This window comes from Nocardia yunnanensis, from assembly GCF_003626895.1.
GTDB classification, from domain to species: Bacteria; Actinomycetota; Actinomycetes; order Mycobacteriales; family Mycobacteriaceae; genus Nocardia; species Nocardia yunnanensis.
Window position 1 is genome coordinate 283,615 of the sequence record NZ_CP032568.1, and the last position, 20,687, is coordinate 304,301.

22 protein-coding genes are annotated in these 20,687 nt (G+C 68.6%); 7 read left to right on the plus strand and 15 right to left on the minus strand.

Annotation, left to right across the window (positions count from 1 at the left end):
- The first annotated feature begins 76 nt into the window (after positions 1-76).
- The gene (locus tag D7D52_RS01250; RefSeq protein WP_246023580.1) at positions 77-1,264 is read left to right on the plus strand and encodes a DUF7373 family lipoprotein; all 1,188 of its coding nucleotides are present in this window, start codon (positions 77-79) and stop codon (positions 1,262-1,264) included.
- Positions 1,265-1,275: 11 nt separating this feature from the next.
- Here D7D52_RS01250 and D7D52_RS01255 read toward each other — a convergent pair whose 3' ends face one another.
- From D7D52_RS01255 to D7D52_RS01280, 6 genes are all read right to left on the minus strand, one after another.
- Positions 1,276-1,791: a hypothetical protein gene (locus tag D7D52_RS01255; protein ID WP_222932765.1), complete on the minus strand. Its 516-nt coding sequence runs from the start codon at positions 1,789-1,791 to the stop codon at positions 1,276-1,278.
- A gap of 48 nt (positions 1,792-1,839) precedes the next feature.
- Entirely contained in the window at positions 1,840-2,058 is a 219-nt protein-coding gene (locus D7D52_RS01260; RefSeq protein ID WP_120734674.1) for a hypothetical protein, read from the minus strand.
- Positions 2,059-2,312: 254 nt separating this feature from the next.
- Complete coding sequence (locus D7D52_RS01265; RefSeq protein WP_120734675.1) at positions 2,313-3,971, minus strand: ABC transporter permease; 1,659 nt, start codon at positions 3,969-3,971, stop codon at positions 2,313-2,315.
- Complete coding sequence (locus D7D52_RS01270; protein WP_120743691.1) at positions 3,968-4,903, minus strand: ABC transporter ATP-binding protein; 936 nt, start codon at positions 4,901-4,903, stop codon at positions 3,968-3,970. The genes D7D52_RS01265 and D7D52_RS01270 overlap by 4 nt, the downstream gene beginning before the upstream one ends.
- A 32-nt stretch (positions 4,904-4,935) precedes the next feature.
- Positions 4,936-5,574: a TetR/AcrR family transcriptional regulator gene (locus D7D52_RS01275; protein WP_120734676.1), complete on the minus strand. Its 639-nt coding sequence runs from the start codon at positions 5,572-5,574 to the stop codon at positions 4,936-4,938.
- Between the two features lie 94 nt (positions 5,575-5,668).
- A complete protein-coding gene (locus D7D52_RS01280) occupies positions 5,669-6,316 on the minus strand; it encodes an O-methyltransferase (RefSeq protein ID WP_120734677.1) in 648 nt (215 codons plus the stop codon).
- Positions 6,317-6,550: 234 nt separating this feature from the next.
- Here D7D52_RS01280 and sigE point away from each other — a divergent pair, with 234 nt between their 5' ends.
- The 5 genes from sigE to D7D52_RS01305 all read left to right on the plus strand — a co-directional run bounded on the left by sigE (position 6,551) and on the right by D7D52_RS01305 (position 10,744).
- Positions 6,551-7,252, plus strand: a complete 702-nt coding sequence (gene sigE / locus D7D52_RS01285) for an RNA polymerase sigma factor SigE (protein WP_246023581.1) — start codon at positions 6,551-6,553, stop codon at positions 7,250-7,252.
- A 68-nt stretch (positions 7,253-7,320) separates the two neighbouring features.
- Positions 7,321-7,659 carry a hypothetical protein gene (locus tag D7D52_RS01290; RefSeq protein WP_120734678.1) on the plus strand — a complete coding sequence of 113 codons (339 nt, stop codon included), beginning with the start codon at positions 7,321-7,323 and terminating at the stop codon, positions 7,657-7,659.
- A gap of 10 nt (positions 7,660-7,669) precedes the next feature.
- On the plus strand, positions 7,670-9,241 hold the full coding sequence (locus D7D52_RS01295; RefSeq protein ID WP_425464603.1) for a S1C family serine protease: 1,572 nt from the start codon (positions 7,670-7,672) through the stop codon (positions 9,239-9,241).
- Between the two features lie 169 nt (positions 9,242-9,410).
- Positions 9,411-9,848, plus strand: coding sequence for a Sec-independent protein translocase protein TatB (gene tatB / locus D7D52_RS01300; protein WP_120734679.1), 438 nt, complete (start codon positions 9,411-9,413; stop codon positions 9,846-9,848).
- Positions 9,849-9,907: 59 nt separating this feature from the next.
- On the plus strand, positions 9,908-10,744 hold the full coding sequence (locus D7D52_RS01305) for a hypothetical protein (RefSeq protein WP_120734680.1): 837 nt from the start codon (positions 9,908-9,910) through the stop codon (positions 10,742-10,744).
- A 7-nt stretch (positions 10,745-10,751) separates the two neighbouring features.
- Here the strand turns inward: D7D52_RS01305 and D7D52_RS01310 are convergent, their stop codons facing one another.
- From D7D52_RS01310 to dapE, 6 genes are all read right to left on the minus strand, one after another.
- Complete coding sequence (locus D7D52_RS01310; protein WP_120734681.1) at positions 10,752-11,675, minus strand: glucosyl-3-phosphoglycerate synthase; 924 nt, start codon at positions 11,673-11,675, stop codon at positions 10,752-10,754.
- Positions 11,672-12,544 carry a dihydropteroate synthase gene (gene folP / locus D7D52_RS01315; protein WP_120734682.1) on the minus strand — a complete coding sequence of 291 codons (873 nt, stop codon included), beginning with the start codon at positions 12,542-12,544 and terminating at the stop codon, positions 11,672-11,674. The genes D7D52_RS01310 and folP overlap by 4 nt, the downstream gene beginning before the upstream one ends.
- A 223-nt stretch (positions 12,545-12,767) precedes the next feature.
- Positions 12,768-14,537 (minus strand): long-chain-acyl-CoA synthetase, encoded by a 1,770-nt coding sequence (locus tag D7D52_RS01320; protein WP_120734683.1) that lies wholly within the window; start codon positions 14,535-14,537, stop codon positions 12,768-12,770.
- Between the two features lie 120 nt (positions 14,538-14,657).
- Entirely contained in the window at positions 14,658-15,209 is a 552-nt protein-coding gene (locus tag D7D52_RS01325; protein ID WP_120734684.1) for an LOG family protein, read from the minus strand.
- Entirely contained in the window at positions 15,203-15,997 is a 795-nt protein-coding gene (locus D7D52_RS01330; RefSeq protein ID WP_120734685.1) for an LOG family protein, read from the minus strand. The genes D7D52_RS01325 and D7D52_RS01330 overlap by 7 nt, the downstream gene beginning before the upstream one ends.
- Positions 15,998-16,180: 183 nt before the next feature.
- A complete protein-coding gene (gene dapE, locus D7D52_RS01335) occupies positions 16,181-17,287 on the minus strand; it encodes a succinyl-diaminopimelate desuccinylase (RefSeq protein ID WP_120743694.1) in 1,107 nt (368 codons plus the stop codon).
- Between the two features lie 109 nt (positions 17,288-17,396).
- Between dapE and dapD the strand changes: the two genes are divergently transcribed.
- Positions 17,397-18,353, plus strand: coding sequence for a 2,3,4,5-tetrahydropyridine-2,6-dicarboxylate N-succinyltransferase (gene dapD, locus D7D52_RS01340; RefSeq protein WP_120734686.1), 957 nt, complete (start codon positions 17,397-17,399; stop codon positions 18,351-18,353).
- 76 nt (positions 18,354-18,429) lie between these two features.
- Here dapD and D7D52_RS01345 read toward each other — a convergent pair whose 3' ends face one another.
- The 3 genes from D7D52_RS01345 to D7D52_RS01355 all read right to left on the minus strand — a co-directional run bounded on the left by D7D52_RS01345 (position 18,430) and on the right by D7D52_RS01355 (position 20,657).
- Positions 18,430-18,741, minus strand: a complete 312-nt coding sequence (locus D7D52_RS01345; RefSeq protein ID WP_120734687.1) for a hypothetical protein — start codon at positions 18,739-18,741, stop codon at positions 18,430-18,432.
- A gap of 100 nt (positions 18,742-18,841) precedes the next feature.
- Entirely contained in the window at positions 18,842-19,213 is a 372-nt protein-coding gene (locus tag D7D52_RS01350; RefSeq protein ID WP_120743695.1) for a PPOX class F420-dependent oxidoreductase, read from the minus strand.
- A gap of 34 nt (positions 19,214-19,247) precedes the next feature.
- Positions 19,248-20,657: an acyl-CoA synthetase gene (locus tag D7D52_RS01355; RefSeq protein ID WP_120734688.1), complete on the minus strand. Its 1,410-nt coding sequence runs from the start codon at positions 20,655-20,657 to the stop codon at positions 19,248-19,250.
- Positions 20,658-20,687: the final 30 nt, after the last annotated feature.

Sequence of the window (20,687 nt, forward strand, 5' to 3'; positions counted from 1 at the left end):
ACAGTCGGCCGATCTCGGCCGGAAAATCTTGTGCATCGCAGCGCCGCCGCCTCCGGGCCGCGCGGGAGGGATCACCATGAGCCGTCCGGCACGTATCGTCACCGCCATCACCTGTCTCGCCGTGACCGCCGCTCTACTCACCGGATGCGGGAAATCCGGTACCGCCGTACCCGGCGAGATGGACGTCCGCACCCTGGACACCGGCACGTATCCGGTGAACTTCTACTCCTACGACAACAGCAACGGCGGCAAGGGCAACACCCTCGAGGGCATCCGCATGACCGCCGCCGTCGCGCCCACGGTGCGCATCGACCCGAAACTCAGTATCGGCCTGGGCGGTTCGGTGCTCACCACCCCCGACGACGTGGTCAACGTCAGCCATCTGTCCTCCGCGGTCAAGGGCGTGCTGACCGATCGCGGCTTCCTGGCCGGGTTCGCGGCCAACGGTTCGGATCGCGACAACGTCAAGGGTGAGCCGGATCCGGCCGGCACCAATATCACCACCCGGGTGCTGCGCTTCCCGACCGCCGACGCCGCCAAACTGGCCGCCCGGGAACTCGAGGACGCCGATTTCAATGTGGCGCTGAACCTGAACCAGAAGCTGACGCTGCCGAACTATCCGGACGCCTACGCGCACTGGCGGCCGGGCGTGCCGAATCTCGGGGTCACCATGGCGCGCAAGGACTTCGTGATCTCGCTGTTCATCATCCGCCCCAGCGCCGACCAGCAGGACCTGCTGTCCTGGGCCAAGAAGACGCTGGACGCGCAGGTGCCGGTGCTGGACGCCTTCAACGAGACCCCCGCCGATCAGATCTCGCGACTGCCGGTGGATCCCGACCGGATGCTGGCCCGCACCCTGGTGTCCGACCGCGACCACAAGACCGTCGACCCCGACAATTTCGCGGTGTTCCCGGCCAACTGGCTGACCCTGTTCGCGGACGATATGACCTTCTGGTCCAAGCTGGTCGCCGACAACGGCGTGGACGAAACCTCGGTCGCGGACGGCAATTTCGTGATCCGCGTGCGAGATGCCCAGGCGGGCGCGGACTTCGTGACCGGCATGATCGGCAATCTGCAGGAAACCAAGGCCCCGGCGCCGGACAAGGTGCCCGACAGCGCCTGCACCCATCGCCAATCGGACAAGTCACCCACCCGCTGCTACGTGCGTTACAAGCGGTACGTGGGCGTCGTGAACGGCACCAGCGACGCCGATGCCCAGCAGCAGGCGGCGGCGCAGTACGCGCTGCTGGCCAACAGCCTGTAGCGCGGGCCCGGTCAGAAGCGGAAGATGTCGGCGTCCAGCAGCCGCCACGCCGCGGGCCTGGACGCCGCCGCACCGGTGCCCGATCCGGTCACCGGGCCGCTTTCGCACGCGCAGGCCACATCGGCTGCGGCCCGGTCGTTTTCGTGCGCAGCCGCCGCGGTGTGGTTGCGCGCCGGCGTGTGCCGGGTGCGAGTGAAACCGCTCCGCGGCGAACTGTCGTCGCGGAACCAGTAGTCACGGAACCCGAACGGCTGCAACAGCGCTCGCAGGAAGGCCGGGCCGTCCGCGGGCATGATCCGGCGGTCCGTACCGAGCACATCGACGCCCTGGTGGTACCAGACCCGCGCGACCAGCCCCGCGAACGGATCGATCGCCCGGAAGCCCGCCTGACCGTCGGCGGTCAGCCGGAATTCGGCGATGCGCCGCCAATGTCCGATTTCCCGGTCGCATCGGCCGGTCTCGCGGAGGTACAACCCGACCACGGCCGGCATCGGCTGCCCCATGGGAACCCCCACTCGTCGAACCATTCCGGTGGAGTATCCGCTGCCGTGCCCCGGAAACCCGAACGCGCGAGATCAGTTGGGGTATCCGGGCACCGGAGTGCGCGCGCCGCAGAACGGCTCGCAGGTTCCCGTGGTCGTCGGCACGTAATGCGACGCGCTGTCGTCGAATCGCGCGCCGCTGACCAGCAGCAGCACCAGCAGCGCGGCGAAGACGAAGAGGCCGAAGAAGATCAGTGTCGGCCACAGCCATCCCGCGGGCAGATGTATTCCGAGCGCCAGGCCCTCATACATGTCCGCACCTCCTCTTGAAATCGATCCCCTTACTGGGTTACCACCCGCCTCGGATCGAATCCACCCCTCGGCACTGCCCCTGCACCGCCCTCCCCGCCCGTTCACCACACCTGCACCGGCAACTGGCAATTCGCTGTGTGACGCGGGATTTCACTCGCGCCCCATCCGTCGCAGCCGGTGCCGCGCACCGATGGCGAAACCGGCGAACAGCCGCCCCGGAGGTTCCCGGAGCGGCTGTTCGCCGAGCCTTCGCTTCAGGCGGAACGCAGGTCGCGGCGGCGGAATCCGATGAGCCCCACCGTGATCAAGGCCACATCCACCACGAGCAGGACGATCAGCGGGGTGGCGGTGAACGCCGCGCCGGGCACCTTCGGCGCGTGCTCGAAGGGTTCCAGGTCCCGGACCCATTGCGGCGCACCGGAGAGCGAGCCCAGCAGATACAGCGCCAGGGCGGCCACCAGGACGCCCCAGGCCACGGTGGCCCAGCGCGGCGCCAGGCCGAACAGCAGCACGGCGACCGCGGCGAAGGTCCACACGGCCGGCACCTGGATCAGCGCCGCCGCCAGGACCTCGCCGAGCTTGCCGCCCACGTCTCCGGCGGCGCGCCCGTAGACCAGGCCGCCCAGCAGCCCGGACACCGCCAGCGCCAGCACCGGACCGAACAGCGCGAAGCTCAGATGCGAAGCCACCCAACGGGTTCGGGACACCGCACCGGTGAGCACGGTCTCGGCGCGCGCGGTGCTCTCCTCGCCGTGCAGTCGCAGCGCCGCCGACACCGCGTAGGCGGCCGCACCCACCGCGACCATGGTGAAGCCGTAGCTGATCAACGCCTTCTCCAGCGAGTCGGAACCGCCCATGCGGGTGATCAGATCCTTGATGGTCTGACTGGTGCCGAGCTCGTTGCCGATGCCGTGGGTGATGCTGCCGATGAGCAGCCCGTAGAGCCCGATGCCGATCGTCCACGCCGCCAAGGTCGCGCGCTGCAACCGCCAGGCCAGCCCGAACGGACCGCTCAGCGTGGGACCGGCCGCGAGCGCGCCCGGCCGTTCCGCGACCAGCCCGGCGCCCGTATCCCGGTGCGCCAGCAGGTAATACGCGACGGCGGTGAGCGCCGCCGTGAGCGCCACGTGCAGCAGCAGCACCGCGTAGTGATCGCCCGCGTACGCGCGCACCTGCAGCGACCAGCCCTGCGGCGACATCCAGGTGAGCGGGCTGGTCGGCCCGTCGCCGGCGCGCACGTCGCCGATGGCGCGCAGCGTGTACGTCACCCCCAGCACCGTGAACGCGACACCGCGACAGGTGCGGGCACTGGCCGACAGTTGCGCGGCCACGGCTGCGACCGAGGCGAACACCACTCCGGATCCGGCCAGCGCCAGCCCGAAGGCCAGCGACCCCGACCGTGGCACCTCGGTGCCCGCGAGACTGGCGAATCCGATCAGCCCGGTGGCGACGGCCGCACCGTAGGCCAGGATCAAGGCCGCGGTCAGGCCCGCGAACCGGCCGACCCGGGTGGAGGCGAGCAGTTCGGTGCGCCCGGTCTCCTCGTCGGCGCGGGTGTGCCGGATGACGACGAGAATGGTCGCGATCCCGATGAGGGTGAAGAACATTCCCGCCTTCCAGATGGCGGTCGCGCCCAGGCTGGTGTTGTACACCGGCCCGTACATGGCCAGCTGCGCGGGACTGGCCAGAATGCTCGCGGCGAAATCGGCCAGCTGCTCGGGCGTGGAGTACACCTTCTCGGTGGCCTTGATGTAGACCGAACCCAGCGGCAGCGACAGCAACAGCACCCACAGCGGCAGGATGATCCGGTCGCGCCGCAGATACAGCCGCAGCAGCTGCCCGGTGCCGGTGAAATCCGCTGCGCGCAGCGGGGATTCGAGGACGCGCGGCGCGGTGGCGGTCGCGGTCGTCATTTCGACACCTTCTCGCGGTCCGCGGCGGGCGCGCCGCCGTCGAGCGAATAGTGGCGCAGGAACAGCTCTTCCAGCGTCGGCGGCTGGCTGACGAGGCTGCGCACTCCGGCGTCGCCCAGCACCCGGATGAGTTCGCCCAGATGCTCGCTGTCCACCTGGCAGCGCAGCGTATTGCCCTCGACCGTGAGATCCTCGACGCCGGCGATACCGCTGAGATCGCCTGGGCTGCCGATCATCTCGGCGGTGATGGCGGTGCGCGAGAGGTGCCGCATCTCGGCCAGCGTCCCGGTCTCGACGGTCTTGCCCTCGCGGATGATGGTCACCCGCTGACACAGCTTCTCCACCTCGGACAGAATGTGACTCGACAGCAGCACTGTGACCCCGCGCGCCGCCGCCTCGCCCACGCATTCCCCGAAGACCTGCTCCATGAGCGGGTCCAGGCCCGAGGTCGGCTCGTCCAGCATGAGCAGCCGCGCGTTCGACGAAAACGCCGACACCAGAGCGACTTTCTGCCGATTGCCCTTGGAGTAGGTGCGCGCCTTCTTGCTCGGATCCAGTTCGTAACGCTCGATCAGCTCGGCGCGGCGGTCGGCGTCGATGCCGCCGCGCATGCGCGCCAGCAGGTCGATGGTCTCACCGCCCGACAGCGACGGCCACAGCGTGACATCGCCTGGGACATAGGCGATGTCGCGATGCAGCGCCACCGCGTCGGACCACGGATCGCGCCCCAGCACCACCGCCTCCCCCGAGGTGCGCGACAGGATGCCCAGCAGAATGCGGATGGTGGTGGACTTCCCGGCCCCGTTGGGCCCGAGGAATCCGTGCACCTCGCCCTCGGCGACCTCGAGGTCGAGGCCGTCCAGGGCGTGCACCTGCCCGAAATTCTTGTGGAGGTCCCGGACCTGGATCGCGGGATCGGCGGGAACGTTCATCGAATCTCCTTGGCGGAAAACGACGTTGATGGTCATTGCTCGGTCTGTGCGGCGGTGAGTGCGTCCAGCGCGGAGGAATCGGTGAGCATGCCGTAGGTGTAGAGCTCGAGGGCGGGCAGCATCATCTGATCGGCGTATTCGCGCAGGGCCTTGCGGTAGTCCACGGGGCCCGGATGCTCGTCGGCGTAGAGCCGCAGGAACATCATCATGCCGCCGCCGTTGTTGGTGGCGACGTAGCGCGCCGTGGCGCGCACGTCGCGCATCGGCCTGATGGTGCCCGCCGCGACCCCGGCCCGCAGATACTGCTCGGTGTCCTCGACCATGTGCGCGAAGAACGTCTTGGTCAGTGCGCCACCCGCCTGGAAGCTGCGCATGAGGTAGGCCATGCCCGGCGCGAATTCCTCGATCTCGGCCAGTTGCCGCATGAGCCCGCCGGGTGACGGGTTCTCGATGTACTCCATCTTGGCGGCCCGGATGGTGTCGCGAACCCACTCGTCGCAGGCCTCCCGCAACCCCTCCTTCGACCCGAAATGATGATTGACCAGCCCGGGAGAGACGCCCGCGGCGGCCGCGATGGCCCGCACGCCGACCCCGAATCCCTGTTCGCCGAACACGGTGATCGCGGCATCGCGAATCCGGGCCCGGGTCGTCAGATCGTCGGTTGAACGCATGTTCAATACATTAAACACTCGTTCAATCACGGCGCAAGGGGTCGGCGGCGTGTCGTCGTCGAGGTTTCGAAAACGCGTACCGGCGCTTGGCGTTTCAGCCGCGCGAAGCGCAGAGCAGCCCGTCCCCCACCGGGATCAGCACGCTGGTCAGATCCGGATCCTCCGCGATGGCCCGGGTCGCCGCCCGCACCGCCATCGTCTGCGGATCACGCTGCGCCGGATCCGGCACCCGGCCCCCGAGCAGCGCGTTGTGCAACAGAATCGCCCCGCCCTCGCGTAGCAAGCGCACGGCCTGCAGCACATACTGCGGGTGCTCGAGCGGCGCGGCATCGATGAACACCAGGTCGTAGGCCCCATCGGCCAAGCGCGGCAACACATCCAGCGCTCGCCCGTTGATCAGCCGGGTGCGCGCGGGCGCGATCTCGGCCGAGCGGAACGCCTCCCGGGCCGCGCGCTGATGCTCGGGCTCGGAGTCGATGGTGGTCAGCGTGCCGTCCTCGCGCATGCCGTCCAGCAGCCACAGCCCGCTCACCCCGGCCCCGGTACCGACCTCCACCACGGCCCGCGCCCCCAGCAACTGGGCGTACATGCCGATCAGCGCGCCGACCGCCGGCGCGACCGGGGCCGCGCCGAGTTCGTTGGCGCGTTCGCGCGCGCCGACGAGGATGTCGTCCTCGGCGACGGATTCCTCCACATAGGCGAGGTTGCGCTGCAGGTTCTGTGCCGCGGGAGTCTGGCTCACGAAATAGAGGCTAACGGCGATACACCGGTAAGGCGTGCCGGTGACCGGCCGGTGCGGCGATTTTTCTCAGGTGTCCCTCAGCGTCCACATACGGATGCCTCATCACGACCGACGAGAGTAAGCCTCACGCCAGGCCAGCGACCGCGGGCCCGGAATCGGGAACAGCCGATCCAACCGATTGGTTGTCACCAATACCGACGTTCACGGTCCCGAGTAGGAGGTAACCCCATCCACATGGTCGACGCGGCGCGTGAACACGCCAACACCCTGCACCCGCAGATCCAGCCGCTGGACAGCGAAACCCCGCTGGACAGCGACTTCGTCCTGTCCCCCGATACCGAGACTACCGAAGACGAGGCCCTGACCGGGACCGCCGCCTTCGACGCCACCGGCGATCGCTCCGTCATGCCGACCTGGGACGAACTGGTCCGCGAGCACGCCGACCGCGTGTATCGCCTGGCCTACCGCCTCACCGGTGATCCGCAGGACGCCGAGGATCTGACGCAGGAGACCTTCATCCGCGTCTTCCGCTCGTTGCAGAACTATCAGCCCGGCACCTTCGAGGGCTGGCTGCACCGCATCACCACCAACCTGTTCCTGGACATGGTCCGCCGCCGCAACCGCATTCGCATGGAGGCGCTGCCGGAGGACTATGACCGCGTCCCGTCGGAGGGGCCCGGCCCGGAGCAGGCCTATCACGACGCCAACCTGGACCCCGACCTGCAGTCGGCGCTGGATTCGCTGGCCCCGGAGTTCCGTGCGGCAGTCGTGCTGTGTGACATCGAAGGGCTGTCCTACGAGGAAATCGGCGCGACGCTGGGCGTCAAACTGGGCACCGTGCGCAGCCGGATCCATCGAGGACGGCAGGCACTGCGCGAGCACCTCGAGCATAATGGGATTGAGCGGCGCGTTGCCGCCACCGAAAAGGTCGGGTGACCTGCGGGCGTTCTCGCCTGCGGGGTGTCGCCCGAACAGCTCGAGTCGTCCGGAAGGGTGTGCAGCGTATGAACGGCGAGGACCGACCGCACCGTCGTCCCCCGCGTTTCGCCCCCACCGAGCATCTGGCCAGTGAGGCCATCGCCGCCTATGTGGACGGCGAATTGCGAATGAACGCCTATCTGCGTGCCGCGCATCATCTTTCCGTGTGCCGCGAGTGCGCCGCCGAGGTGGACGCGCAGCAGCAGGCACGGATCGCGCTGCGGCAGTCCTCCGATCAGATCTCCGCGCCCTTGAGCCTGCACGACACCCTGAGCCGGATTCCGCGTTCGCTCATCCAGGAATGCGGCAATCACCATCAGGATTCGTTCGACAGCAGACGGTGGACCTCGTGGTGGCGCAAGTAGAGTTCAACGCGTGACCACCGAATCCAAGAACACGGGTCCATTTCCGGGTGAAGGGCCCGCGGCGAATTCAGCGCTGTCGGGGGAATCCGATTCGGCGTCCGGACGGGGGAACCTGCGGCCGTCGGACGCACCGGTACTGGGGCCGCGCCCGGTCTATCGCCCGCATGTGGACACGCATACCGCCCGCGCCTTCCGCCGCCCCAGCGGCCAGCACGGCTCGTTCGCCTCGCGTCCGGCCGGCGGCGCGACCGCGGTGCCGCAGGGGGACAGTCAGATTCAGAATCGCCCGCCGGACGCGGTGCTGGCGGAGGCGTTCGGCCGCCCGGCCGGTTCGAGCGAGTTGCTGCAGCGGGATCCGGAGGCGGCCGCCGAGCAGGCCGCGCCGCCCGCGCCCGCCGATCCGTGGCGGGACCCGAATTCGGCCGCGCGCCTGGGGACTCCGGCGGTGGGCCAGTCCCAGCCGCGACCGCTGACGCCGGGGCCCAAGCTGGGGGCGCGCGAGGTGCTCTTCGGCGGCCGGGTGTCGTGGCGGGCGCTGGGTGTGCTGGCGGTCGTGGCCGCGGTGATCGGATTGCTGGGCGGGTTCGTGGGCGCCTTCACCGGTTCGTCCGCCTCCGCGCTCACCTCCCGCAAGGTGACGCTGCAGTCCGCGCCCAGCGGCGGCGCCGCGCACAACCAGGTGACCAAGGTGGTCAATGCCGTCATGCCCGCCGTGGTCACGGTGCGGGCGTGGCTGGGCGACACCGGATCCACGGGTTCGGGCGTGGTGATCGACGGGCAGGGCTACATCGTCACCAACAATCACGTGATCTCGCTGGCCGCCAACGACAAATCCGGCAAGGCCAAGCTGGACGTGGTGTTCTCCGACGGCCAGAAGGCGCCCGTGCAGATCGTGGGCCGCGACATCAAATCCGATCTGGCAGTGCTCAAGGTCGACGTGAAGAACCTGTCGGTGATCCAGCTCGGCAACTCCAACGACGTGCAGGTCGGTGACGACGTGCTGGCCATCGGTTCGCCGCTGGGCCTGGAGAAGACCGTCACCTCCGGCATTGTGTCGGCGCTGCACCGCCCGGTGAAGGTGGGCGGCGAGGGCACCGACACCGACGCCACCCTGGACGCCGTGCAGACCGACGCCGCCATCAACCACGGCAACTCCGGTGGCGCGCTGGTGGATATGCAGGGCCGGCTGATCGGCATCAACTCGGCCATCAAGTCCGAGAGCGGCGGTTCGGTGGGCCTGGGCTTCGCGATTCCGGTGGATCAGGTCAAGCGGATCTCGCAGGCGCTCATCCACGACGGCTCGGTGCACCACCCGCGGCTGGGCGTGAGCGCCAAGACCAAGATCGTCGCCAATGACGTGATGAGCGGTGCGCAGGTGGCCGACGTGCAGGCCGGCAGCCCGGCCGCCAAGGCGGGCATCGTCGAGGGCGACGTGATCGTCAAGGTCGGCGACCGCGACGTCTCGGGCCCCGAGGAACTGACCGTGGCCGTACAGTCCCACGAGATCGGCCAGACCGTCCCCGTCCACCTGATCCGCGACGGCCGCGAGGTCGACGTCCAGGTCACCCTGGAATCGGACTGAGAGCGCGCAGGGGCAGATCCGCTCAAAGTTCGCGGCCCGGCTCGGTCTGGACTGCGCTCCGCCTCCCCGCGCTTGGAGCGGGGGAGCGAAGCGGAGGAGCGGAGGAGGGAAGACCGAGCTTGCAGGGCCGCGAACCGCCTGGAGCGAAGCGGAAGGCAAAATAGACACCGTGTTCAGCAATATCGGCTGGGGTGAGATGTTGATTCTCCTCGTCGCCGCACTTGTGATTCTCGGTCCCGAGCGTCTGCCCGGGGCCGTGCGCTGGACCGCGCAGGCTCTCAAGCAAGCGCGCGATTACGCCACTGGCGCAACGCAGCAATTGCGCAATGAGCTCGGTCCGGAATTCGACGAGATCCGGAAACCGTTGGAGCAGTTGAACGAACTGCGTGGTATGAACCCGCGTTCGATGGTCACGAAACATCTGCTCAACGGTGACGATTCGATTCTCGACAGCTTCAATGATCTGACCAATCTGGACAAACCGCTCAGCGCTCCGAACAGCGGAAACGGTTCCGGCAATACGGGTTCCGGCCCGCTGTCCATGCCGAAACCGCAAAAACCGCTGGAGCGCAACGAACGTCCGCCGGTGGATCCGGACGCCACCTGAGATCGAATTCGTCCACCGGACTTGACGCATGATGCTGTCCAGCTATCTAGACTGCGCTCATGTCGGCCGACGAGGTGGCACGGGTATTCGCGATCGAGGACAAGGTCGAACGCCTGAAAGCCGCCACCGAAGGCGTCGCGGCAGCGCAGCAGCAGATCAACGAGCTGACTCGCATCCGCCGCGCCGTCATCCGCGAACTGCATGCCGAGGGCTGGACGTTCGCGAGAATCGGTGCGGCCGCGGGACTTTCCCGCGCCCGCATTCATCAGGTGAGCACGCAGGGACCGGTACCGGAGGGCTTGTTCTTCGGCCACGGTCCCCTGACCATCCTGACCCCGGACGTCCGCAGCACGACCCGCTCCATCGCGTTGGTCGGCGCTCCGGACCCTGCGGCACCGCACCGTCTCGTGGAACTGCTGCGCGAACTCGGATTCACCGCCAATGTCCAGCGGTTCCTCCCCGGCCGCCCGCTCGATCTGGACCGTGACGGCCTGATCGTGCTGGGCGGGCCCGAATTGTCGCCCAGTCTGCGGTATCTCGTGGCCGCGGACCCGCGGCTGCGGCGCACCGTGGCGCGCGCGGGCCGGGTGCGCAGAGGCATCGAGGACCGGGCCGCCCGCCGCGTCTACCGGCCGGGCGGCACCGAGCCCTACGACATCGCCTATCTGGCGCGACTGCCCCGCCCGGACGGCAAGGGCAGTGTGCTGGTCATCGACGGCCTGCATCCGCCCGCCTCGCTGGGCGCGATCCGGCTGCTGGCAACCAGACTCGCGACCCTGCACGAGCGCGCGGCCACGCATCCGTTCTCGGCGGTGGTGGGCGTGCGCTACGACCGCTCCACCGGCGAGCCGATCGAGGCGGACCTGCTCACCCCGATCTACCGCCACGACCGCTGAGACGGCCCTACGCGGCCGCCTCCTCGGGGCGCAGCGTGTTCATCGGCGGCCGGTCGGCCAGCGACACCTCGGTGGCGTGCGCGATGAATTCGCCTGCCACCATCGGGAATTGGGTCAGGGCCGCGCCGGAATCCTGAATTCCGCTGCGCCCCAGCACCGTGCCCAGGATCTGACGGCTCATCACCCCCAGATCGGCCAGCGGGCGATTGCGGTGCTGGCGCACGCCCAGATTGACCTGACCGATGGCCGGCAGGCCCAGCAGGTCGTAAGTGTCGAGCAGCAGCCCGATTTCGACGCCGTAGCCGGGCGCGAAGGGCACCGAGGTGAGCAACTCGCGGGTGCCGGCGTATTCACCGCCCAAGGGCTGCAGCACATTCGACAGTTCGGGGCGCAGGGCCGCCAGCAGCGGGCGGGCCACCAGTTCGGTGACGCGGCCGCCGCCGTGGTGGTCGATCGCCTCGCCGGTGCGCAGCGGGCGGCGGTAGTAGGCCTTGACGAGGTGCATGCCGTCGACGGTCAGCAGCGGGCCCAGCAGCTTGGGCACGAAGTTCGGGTCCGGATCGATGAGATCGGAGTCGACGAAGGCGATCAGGTCGCCGGAGGTGACGGCCAGCGAGCGCCACAGGCATTCGCCCTTGCCGGGTACCGGATCGAGTTCGGGGACGGCCTGTTCGCGGGTCACCACGTCGGCGCCGGCCGCCCGTGCGCGGGCCGCGGTGGCGTCGGTGGAGCCGGAGTCCAGTACGACCAGTTCGTCCACCAGGCTGCCGACCAGCGGCCGGATGCTGGCCACCACGGCGGCGACCGTGGCTTCCTCGTTGAGGGCGGGCAGTACCACCGAGACCGTGCGGTCGCCCTTGGCCGCGATCAGCTCCTCGATGGTCCACTCGGGTTGGTCGAAGGTGTTGGTGTTCACCCAGTCTGTTTTCATGCGAGACCTCGCAGGGTACGGGCGGGTGGGCGGTGACCCTGAATGGCGGCGATCATGTCCACCACCCGGCGGGTGTGGGCCACCTCGTGCACTCGGAACACGCGGGCGCCCGCGGCGGCCGACCAAGCAGTCGCTGCCAATGTGCCCTCCAATCGCTCGGACAGCTCGACACCAAGAGTCTCTCCGATGAAATCCTTATTGCTCAGCGCCATCAAGACGGGCCATCCGGTTTTCACAAGAACGTCTATCGCCCGCAACAATTCCAGCCCGTGATAGGTGTTTTTGCCGAAATCATGGGTCGGATCGATCAAAATCGAGTCCTTGGCCACCCCGGCCGCCGCAGCATTTTCGGCCGCGGCCACCACCGTCTCGGTGACCTGGGTCACCACATCGGCGTACCGGACCCGGTGCGGACGGGTGCGCGGAACCGCACCCCCGGTGTGGGAGCACACGATTCCGGTGCCCAGTTCGGCGGCCACGTGCACCAGTTCCGGATCCGCGCCCGCCCACGTGTCGTTGATCAGATCCGCGCCTTCGGCCACCGCGGCTCGCGCCACCCCGGACCGCCAGGTGTCCACGCTGATGAGCAACTCCGGGTACCGCGCTCGGATGGCGGCCACGAACGGCACCACCCGGCGGGTCTCCTCGACGGCGTCCACCTCGACGCCCGGTCCGGCCTTGACCCCGCCGATATCGACCAGATCCGCGCCCTCGGCCACGGCCCGATCCACGGCATTCATGGCGGCATCGTCGGTGAACGTCGCGCCCTTGTCATAGAACGAGTCCGGCGTCCGGTTCACGATCGCCATCACCAGCGCCCGATCCGTCGCCACCGGCTTCCCGCACAATGTCGGCAACGGCGCACACATGCCCTCGACTGTACCGAGCGCTGTCACACACCAAATGGGCAGCAGTGTCCTATTTGCCCCTTCGCTTCGCTCCGGGGCGGTTCGCGGCCCTGCTAGCTCGGTCTTCCCTCCTTCGCTCCCCCGCTTCGCTCCTCCGCTCCAAGCGCGGAGAGGCGGAGCGCAGTCCAGACCGAGCCGGGCCGCGAACAGATAGTGGGCCGTTGCGGTAATCGACTGCTCCAATTCAATTGGCGGGGGCTTTGCCCGCGGCTACGTCGGCGGGGTAGTCGGGGTATGCGGGAACGTAGCCGTCGGTGCGGCCGGCGAGGACATAGAGGGTGGACTTGTCGTCGGGCTCGTAGCCCTGTTTGCGGACTTCGACCTTGCGGCTCTTGAAGGTGGAAGTCTGTTCCAGCTCCGGCACCACGCGGATGAACAGGGGGACGGCGTAGCCGGGCAGGCGGTCGTAGAGGGTTTTGGCGGCGAGCTTGCCGTCGAAGTCGGCGCCCTCGCGCAGCGTCACCGCGGCCATGCCGGCCTTGCCGTCCGTGCCGGGGACGTCGACGCCGAAAACGACTGCCTGGGTGAGGAAATCGATGCCGCCGAAGGCGCCCTCGACCTCCGTGGTGGCCACGTTCTCGCCCTTCCAGCGGAAGGTGTCGCCGAGCCGGTCGACGAAGGCGATGTGGCCGTAGCGCTGATCGCGCACCAGGTCGCCGGTGTCGAACCAGCAGTCGCCGGCGCGGAAACCGTCACGCACCAGCTTGGATTCGGTGGCGTCGGCGTCGGTGTAGCCGTCGAACGGCGAGCTGGTGGTGACCTTGGCCAGCAGCAGGCCGACCCCGCCCGGGCGCACCCGGCGCAGCTTGCCGTCGTCGTGGCGCAGCGCCTGACCGGTGGCCTCGTCGTATTCGACGATGGCGAAGGGCAGCGGGGTGAAACCGGCGGTCTTGTCGATGCTGAAGGCGTTGATGAACGCGACGTTTCCCTCACTGGCGCCGTAGAACTCGACGATCCGCTCCAGGCCGAAGCGCTGCTGGAACTCGTCCCAGATCTCCGGCCGCAGGCCGTTGCCGACGCACAGCCGCACGGTGTGCGCGCGGTCGGTGCGCCGGGCGGGCTGGTTGAGCAGATAGCGGCACAGCTCGCCGATGTAGACGAAGGCGGTCGCGCGATTGGCGATGGCCTCCTCCCAGAATCGGCTCGCCGAGAATTTGCGGCCCAGCGCGAAGGTCGCGCCGCCCGCGATCACCGACGACAGCGCAACGGTGAGCGCGTTGTTGTGATAGAGCGGCAGACAGCAGTAGAGGGTGTCGCGGCCGTCGAGCCGCACCCCGAGCCCGCCGATGCCGGCCATGGACTTGGTCCAGCGCATATGGGTCATGACGCTGGCCTTGGGCATGCCCGTAGTGCCGGAGGTGAAGATCAGGTAGGCCCGCTCCTTGGCCGTGATCTCCTCGGTCACAGCCGGATTCGCGGCGTCGGCGGCGCGGGCCTCGGTGGCCAGCAACTCCGACCACAGCGGGGCCGGCCGCGCCTCGGTGAGGGTGTCGAGCGCGTCGGCGCACTCCTCGCCGATCACGTCGAGCACCGAGTTCAACAGCCCGAAGCTGTGCTGCAGCACCTCGTCTCGCTGATTGTGGTTCAGCAATCCCGCGGTGGCGCCGAGTTTCACGGTGGCCAGCACGGTGAACAGCGCCTCGGGCCGGTTCGCCATCAGGATGCCGACCACGTCGCCGCGGCGCACGCCGTGCGCGACAAGCACATTCGCGTACCGATTGACCTCGGCGTTGGCCTCGCCCCAGGTGTATTCGCGGCCCTCGAAGCGCAGGAAGACCCGGTCGGGATGTTTGGCCGCGGCACGTTGGAAGAACAGTCCGATCGACGCCTTGTCCCCGGATTTCACCAGCAGCCGAAGGGCATTGCGGATCATGCCGGGGGCTTGCGTCGCCATGCCGGGCAGACTGCGGGCCAAGTCCAACAGGCTCACGGTCGAACGGGCGTCCGTATTCACTTCGCTGTGCTCCTCACGGGGTCGTGCTCGCGCCTCCGCCCACCCTTGCCGATCCGACCGGTCTTGTCGAGGAATGGCCAGGGCCGGTGTGGCTGCGGTCGAGATACCCGCTGCGCCGGCTCAGTAACTCGGGCGCAGCGCGTCGAAGGCGGCCTCGAGGTCCGCGGTCACCACCACGCGGTCGATGGCCTCCTGGTTGGCGTACCCGAGATCGCGCAGCCCGTCGATCCATTCGAACAGTCCCGCGTAGTGCCGCTGCGGATCCAGCACCACCACCGGCTTCTCGTGCACGCCGAGGTAGGAACCGGTCCAGGTCTCGAAGAACTCCTCCAGCGTGCCGATGCCGCCGGGCAGCGTCAGGAAGGCGTCGGCGCGATCGTCCATGATCTGTTTGCGCTCGCGCATGGAGTCGGTGACGACGAGTTCGTCGGCGTCGGTGTCGGCGACCTCGCGGTGCACCAGCTTCTTCGGGATCACGCCGACGGTGCGGGCGCCGGCCGCGCGGGCCGCCTGCGCGACCGCGCCCATCATCGAGACATTGCCGCCGCCGGACACCAATTGCCAACCGCGGCGGCCGATCTCGGCGCCGACCCGGGCGGCCAGCTCCAGGGCGCGCGGATCGTCCACGGACGCGGAGCAGTACACGCAGACCGCGTAGGGCTCGTTCACCACTGGTCCTCCACCCCGGCCTGTTCGAGTTCGTGACGGGCCTGCGCGGCCTGCACCACGATGTCGACCACTTCCTCCACGCTGTCGGTGACATGCAGCAGCCCCAGGTCACCGGGCGCGATCTTGGCCGAGCCCAGCAGCGAGTCACGCATCCAATCCATCAGTCCCGCCCAGTATTTGGTGCCGAACAGGATGATCGGGAAGCGAGTGATCTTGTGGGTCTGCACCAGGGTGAGCGCCTCGAAGAGTTCGTCGAGGGTGCCGAATCCGCCCGGCATGCAGACGAACGCCTGGGCGTACTTCACGAACATGGTCTTGCGCGCGAAGAAGTACCGGAAGTTGATGCCGAGATCGACCCACTCGTTGAGATGCTGCTCGAACGGCAACTCGATGCCCAGCCCGATCGAATACCCGCCGGCCTCCGACGCACCCCGGTTGGCCGCCTCCATCGCGCCCGGTCCACCGCCGGTGATGACCGCGAAACCCGCTCGGGCCAAGGCGCTTCCGATGGCCATCCCGGCCTGATACTCCGGCGAGTCGGCCGGCGTGCGCGCCGACCCGAACACCGCCACCGCACGCGGCACCTCCGCCAACGCACCGAAACCCTCGACGAATTCGGCCTGAATGCGCAGCACCCGCCACGGATCGGTGTGCACCCAATCGGCCCCGCCCCGCTCGTCGAGCAGATGCTGATCGGTAGTCCCTATCCCCTTCTTCCGATCCCGCCGCAACATGATCGGCCCACGAAACCGTGGAGTCTTCGGCGAACGCACCTCTTCGTCAGCAGACATGCAGGCAGTATCTAATTCGCCCTCCGCTTCGCTACGGGCGGGGTTCGCGGCGCTGAAAGTCTCGATTCTTCCCTCCCTCCGCTCCTCCGCTTCGCTCCCCCGCTCCAAGGCGGAGGTCTATCCAGCCGCAGTCCAGAATCGAGACGCGCCGCGAACCTTCGGGCACCTCTGCCTGCATGTTTGTCAGCCTTTGGCTCCGGTGAGATAACTGCGCAGCATCGACGTGACCTGGGTGATCTGGTCGACGGGCAGATGCTCGTCGAGTTTGTGCGCGAGGTTCGGGTCGCCGGGGCCGAAATTGACGGCCGGGATGCCGCGGGCGGCGAATCGTGAGACATCGGTCCAGCCGTACTTGGCGCGCACCCCGCCGCTGCCGTGCGCGTGCACGATCTCGATGAGGTCCTTGGCGGCCGGGTTGGACAGGCCCGGCAGTGCGCCGGGTGCGCCGTCGGTGCGCTCGAAATCCAGTTCCAGCCCGGCGAAGACCTCGCGCACGTGCTCGGTGGCCTGGTCCAGGGTGCGGTCGGGGGCGAAGCGGAAGTTCACGTAGACGCTGGCCGCGTCCGGCACCACATTGCCCGCGACGCCGCCCTCGATGCCGACCGCGGACAGGCCCTCGCGGTAGGTGCAGCCGTCGATCTCGACCTCGCGCGCCCGGTAGGCGGCCAGCCGCTCCAGGATGGGGGCCAGCCGGTGAATCGCGTTGTCCCCCAGCCAGGCTCGCGCGGTGTGCGCGCGCACGCCGGTGGTGGTCAGGCGCACGCGCAGGGTGCCCTGGCAGCCGGCCTCGATCCAGCCGCCGGAGGGTTCACCGAGAATGGCGAGATCGCCCTCGAGCCATTCCGGGAGTTCGCGTTCGATGCGGCCGAGACCGTTGAACTCGGCGGCGATCTCCTCGCAGTCATAGAAGATGAGCGTCAGATCGTGCACCGGATCGGCCACGGTGGCGGCCAGATGCAGGAAGACCGCGTCCCCGGATTTCATATCGACGCTGCCGCAACCCCACAGCTGCCGTTCCCCGTCGGCGGTGGTCTCGAAGTGGCTGGGCACATTGTCGGCGATGGGCACGGTGTCCAGGTGACCGGCCAGAATGACCCGGGTGGGCAGGCCACGGTTGGTGCGCGCCAGCACGGTATTGCCGTGCCGCAGGATTTCGAATCCGGAAGTCTGCTCGCGCACCGCCTTTTCCACGATGTCCGCGATGACCTTCTCGTTCTTCGACACGCTGGGAATGTCCACGAGCGCGGCGGTGAGTGAAATGGGGTCGGCACTCAAATCGAGAGGGGTCACTTCATCCACCCTAAAGGAGGAATGGCCTCCGCTCTCCGCACGGTGGCTGCGTTGGCACAAATAGACACCGCATGCGGTACGAATTCACAGCCCGGTAACGTAGGGGGACGTGAGTACTCAGGGAGCTTCAGCAGTCGGCCTCGCCACCATCACCGCGAACGGAACGGTGCTCGACACCTGGTATCCCTACCCCGAACTGGGTGAATTCAGCGATACCGGCAGCAAGCGGCTGGACGCCTCCGACCCCGAGTACGCCAAGTTCGCCGCGTCGGTCGGCCCCGACGAGGCCCGCCGCGTCGAGATCGTCGCGGTGCGCACCACCATCGCCGACCTGTCCGCGGCGCCCGTCGACACCCACGATGTCTGGCTGCGCCTGCACCTGCTCTCGCACCGCCTGGTCCGCCCGCACGGCGTGAGCCTGGACGGCCAGTTCGGTCTGCTCGCCAATGTGGTGTGGACCAACCACGGTCCCTGCTCGACCGAGGAGTTCGAGCTCACCCGCATGAAGCTGCGCGCCCGCGGCCCGGTCACCGTGTACGGTGTGGACAAGTTCCCGCGCATGGTCGACTACGTGCTGCCCTCGGGCGTCCGCATCGCCGACGCCGACCGCGTGCGCCTGGGCGCACACCTGGCCTCGGGCACCACGGTCATGCACGAGGGCTTCGTCAACTTCAATGCCGGCACCCTCGGCACCTCCATGGTGGAGGGCCGCATTTCGGCCGGTGTCGTGGTCGGCGACGGCTCCGATGTCGGCGGCGGCGCGTCCATCATGGGCACCCTGTCCGGCGGCGGCAAGCAGGTCATCTCGCTCGGCGAGCGCTGCCTGCTGGGCGCCAACTCGGGCCTGGGCATCTCGCTGGGCGACGACTGCGTGATCGAAGCCGGCCTCTACGTCACCGCGGGCACCAAGGTGACCCTGCCGGGCGGCGAGGTCGTCAAAGCCGGTGAGCTGTCGGGCAATTCGAACCTGCTGTTCATCCGCAACTCGGTGACCGGCGCGGTCGAGGTGCGCCCGCGCAAGGGCACCGGCGTCGAGCTCAACGCCGCACTGCACGCCAACGACTGATCAACGGTCGACTGATGCTTGAACGACGACACCCCCTGTGGCCTAGGGTCACAGGGGGTTTCGCTCGTTCGGGCGCTCAGTTGTAGAGCACGCACCACGGCGGGGGGAACCCGTCGACGATCGGGAACGACGGCTTGGTGCAGCTGCCCGAGCCGGTCTGCAGCGACTTGATCACGTTCGATGATCCGGTCGGCGACGGATCGAAGGATCCGGTGCCGGTGGGACCGGTGTTCACCGATCCGGTGCCGGAGGATCCTGAGGCGACCGGCTCGGCCGACTGGGCCATCGGAGTGAGGGGCAGCGTGTCGGCGGTCGCCGCGGCGACGGGTGCCAGCAGGCCCGCGAAGACGGCCGCGGCGGCCACCGCGGTGCGCACGGGAGTGAGCATCGTTCGAATCTCCTTGGAAAGTCCGCAATCAGCGCTCACGACGCTAGGGGTTCGCCCACGCCCTCGGCGAGACCCCGAATTCACCGGCACCGGCGCGGGGTCAGCCGATGCCGAAGGCGATGATCCGTTCCGGCGTGATGCGAATGAGTTCCGGGGAAAGGCCGGGGTAGAAGGGTTCGACGTCGCGCAAAGCCTGTGCGGTGCCCCGGATTTCGAGCATGCGCACCTCCCAGGGCTGCACGGATGCGATGTCGTCCACCACGAAGGAGACCCGTTCCTCCTTCAGCAGGTTGCGGAACTTCTGGCTGGCGCCGAGGTCGCGCCCACCGATGTCGATGGTGCCCAGCGCGGCGTTGTAGCGAAAACCCACCGGATTGTTCTGCGGGGAGCCGTCGGGGCGGATGGTGGCGAGCCGCCCCAGCCGCTGACTGTTCAGGTATTCGATCTGGGCGGGTGACAGAGATGCGGTCATGGCGATCACGCTAGAACCTGGACCGCACTCGAGGTCAAGCCAGCAGCTTCTTCTGCACTTTGCCCATGGCATTGCGCGGCAGGGATTCGACCACCCGCACCTCGCGCGGCCGCTTGTGCGCCGAAAGTTCGCCCGCCACATGCGCGATGAGCGATTCGGCGACCGACTCCCCCGCGCCGTCGCGCAACACCACGTAGGCGACGATGCGCTGCCCGAGATCGTCGTCCGGCACGCCGACGACCGCGGTCTCGGCCACCGCCGGATGCCCCAGCAGCGAGGTCTCGATCTCGCCCGCGCCGATGCGGTAGCCGCCGGACTTGATCAGGTCCACCGATTCCCGGCCCACGATGCGATGGAAGCCGTCGGCGTCGATGACGGCGACGTCACCGGTCTTGAACCAGCCGTCGGCGGTGAAGTTCGCGGCCGTGATCTCGGGCTTGTCCAAGTAGCCGTCGAACAGCATCGGCCCGTGAACCTGCAGGCCGCCAACGCTTTCCCCGTCGTGCGGCACCGGCTGGCCGGCCTCGTCGCGCAGCCGGGTCTCGACCCCGGCGACCGGCGTGCCGACCCAGCCGGGGCGGCGTTCCCCGTCGGGCCGGGTGGAGAGGGTGATCATGGTTTCGCTCATGCCGTAGCGCTCGAGCGGCGCGTGGCCGGTGAGCTCGGCCAGCCGCTCGAACACCGGCACGGGCAGCGGCGCGCTGCCGGAGATCAGAATGCGCGCCTTCGCCAATTGCTGTGCCGCGTCGGGGTCTTCGACGATTCGCGACCAGACGGTGGGCACGCCGAAGTAGATGGTGCCGGGCGCTTGCGCGTACGCGCCCGGGGTGGGCTTGCCGGTGTGCACCAGCGGGCTGCCGACCCGCAGCGGGCCCAGCAGGCCGAGAATCAGCCCGTGCACATGGAACAGCGGAAGTCCGTGCACCAGCGTGTCTTTCGAGGTCCAGCCCCACGCGTCGGCGAGCGCGTCCAGGCCCGCGGCGATGGCGTCGCGGCTGAGCATCACGCCTTTGGGCGCGCCGGTGGTGCCGGAGGTGTAGAGGATGAACGCGGTCGAACGTCCGGCGGGTTCGGCGTAGCGATGCCACGAGCGCGCGTGCTTGCGCACCGGGATCACCGGCAGCTCGGCGCCCGCGGGGGCGGTGCCCAGCCATGCCTGCGCACCCGAATCCGCCAGCAGGTGAGCCAGTTCCGCGCTGCCCGCGTCCGGCGGGACCGGTACCACGGTCACCCCGGCGATGAGAGCGCCGACCACGGCCAGCACGGTGGTGAGGGTCGGTTCGGCCAGCACGGCCACCCGGCGGGCCTGCGCGACGCGTTCGGCGACGGAGGTGGCCGCGCCGAGCAGATCGCCGCGCGACAGGGTTTCCCCGTCGATGGTGACGGCATCCGGGATATCGGCTCCGGCGGCGATGGCGGCGGGGTTCAGCGAGCTCAGCAGCACGCGCCCACGCTACCGGAGCGGATCGGCAAC

Bases quoted from the DNA above. Each gene is read 5' to 3' on its own strand.
- D7D52_RS01260 (WP_120734674.1), bottom strand. From the start codon at position 2,058: ATGTATGAGGGCCTGGCGCTCGGAATACATCTGCCCGCGGGATGGCTG.
- D7D52_RS01330 (WP_120734685.1), bottom strand. From the start codon at position 15,997: ATGTCTGCTGACGAAGAGGTGCGTTCGCCGAAGACTCCACGGTTTCGT.
- D7D52_RS01345 (WP_120734687.1), bottom strand. From the start codon at position 18,741: ATGCTCACTCCCGTGCGCACCGCGGTGGCCGCCGCGGCCGTCTTCGCG.
- sigE (WP_246023581.1), top strand. From the start codon at position 6,551: ATGGTCGACGCGGCGCGTGAACACGCCAACACCCTGCACCCGCAGATC.
- D7D52_RS01350 (WP_120743695.1), bottom strand. From the start codon at position 19,213: ATGACCGCATCTCTGTCACCCGCCCAGATCGAATACCTGAACAGTCAG.
- D7D52_RS01305 (WP_120734680.1), top strand. From the start codon at position 9,908: ATGTCGGCCGACGAGGTGGCACGGGTATTCGCGATCGAGGACAAGGTC.
- D7D52_RS01270 (WP_120743691.1), bottom strand. From the start codon at position 4,903: ATGAACGTTCCCGCCGATCCCGCGATCCAGGTCCGGGACCTCCACAAG.
- D7D52_RS01290 (WP_120734678.1), top strand. From the start codon at position 7,321: ATGAACGGCGAGGACCGACCGCACCGTCGTCCCCCGCGTTTCGCCCCC.
- D7D52_RS01275 (WP_120734676.1), bottom strand. From the start codon at position 5,574: ATGCGTTCAACCGACGATCTGACGACCCGGGCCCGGATTCGCGATGCC.
- folP (WP_120734682.1), bottom strand. From the start codon at position 12,544: ATGTGTGCGCCGTTGCCGACATTGTGCGGGAAGCCGGTGGCGACGGAT.
- D7D52_RS01255 (WP_222932765.1), bottom strand. From the start codon at position 1,791: ATGGTTCGACGAGTGGGGGTTCCCATGGGGCAGCCGATGCCGGCCGTG.
- D7D52_RS01250 (WP_246023580.1), top strand. From the start codon at position 77: ATGAGCCGTCCGGCACGTATCGTCACCGCCATCACCTGTCTCGCCGTG.
- D7D52_RS01265 (WP_120734675.1), bottom strand. From the start codon at position 3,971: ATGACGACCGCGACCGCCACCGCGCCGCGCGTCCTCGAATCCCCGCTG.
- D7D52_RS01310 (WP_120734681.1), bottom strand. From the start codon at position 11,675: ATGAAAACAGACTGGGTGAACACCAACACCTTCGACCAACCCGAGTGG.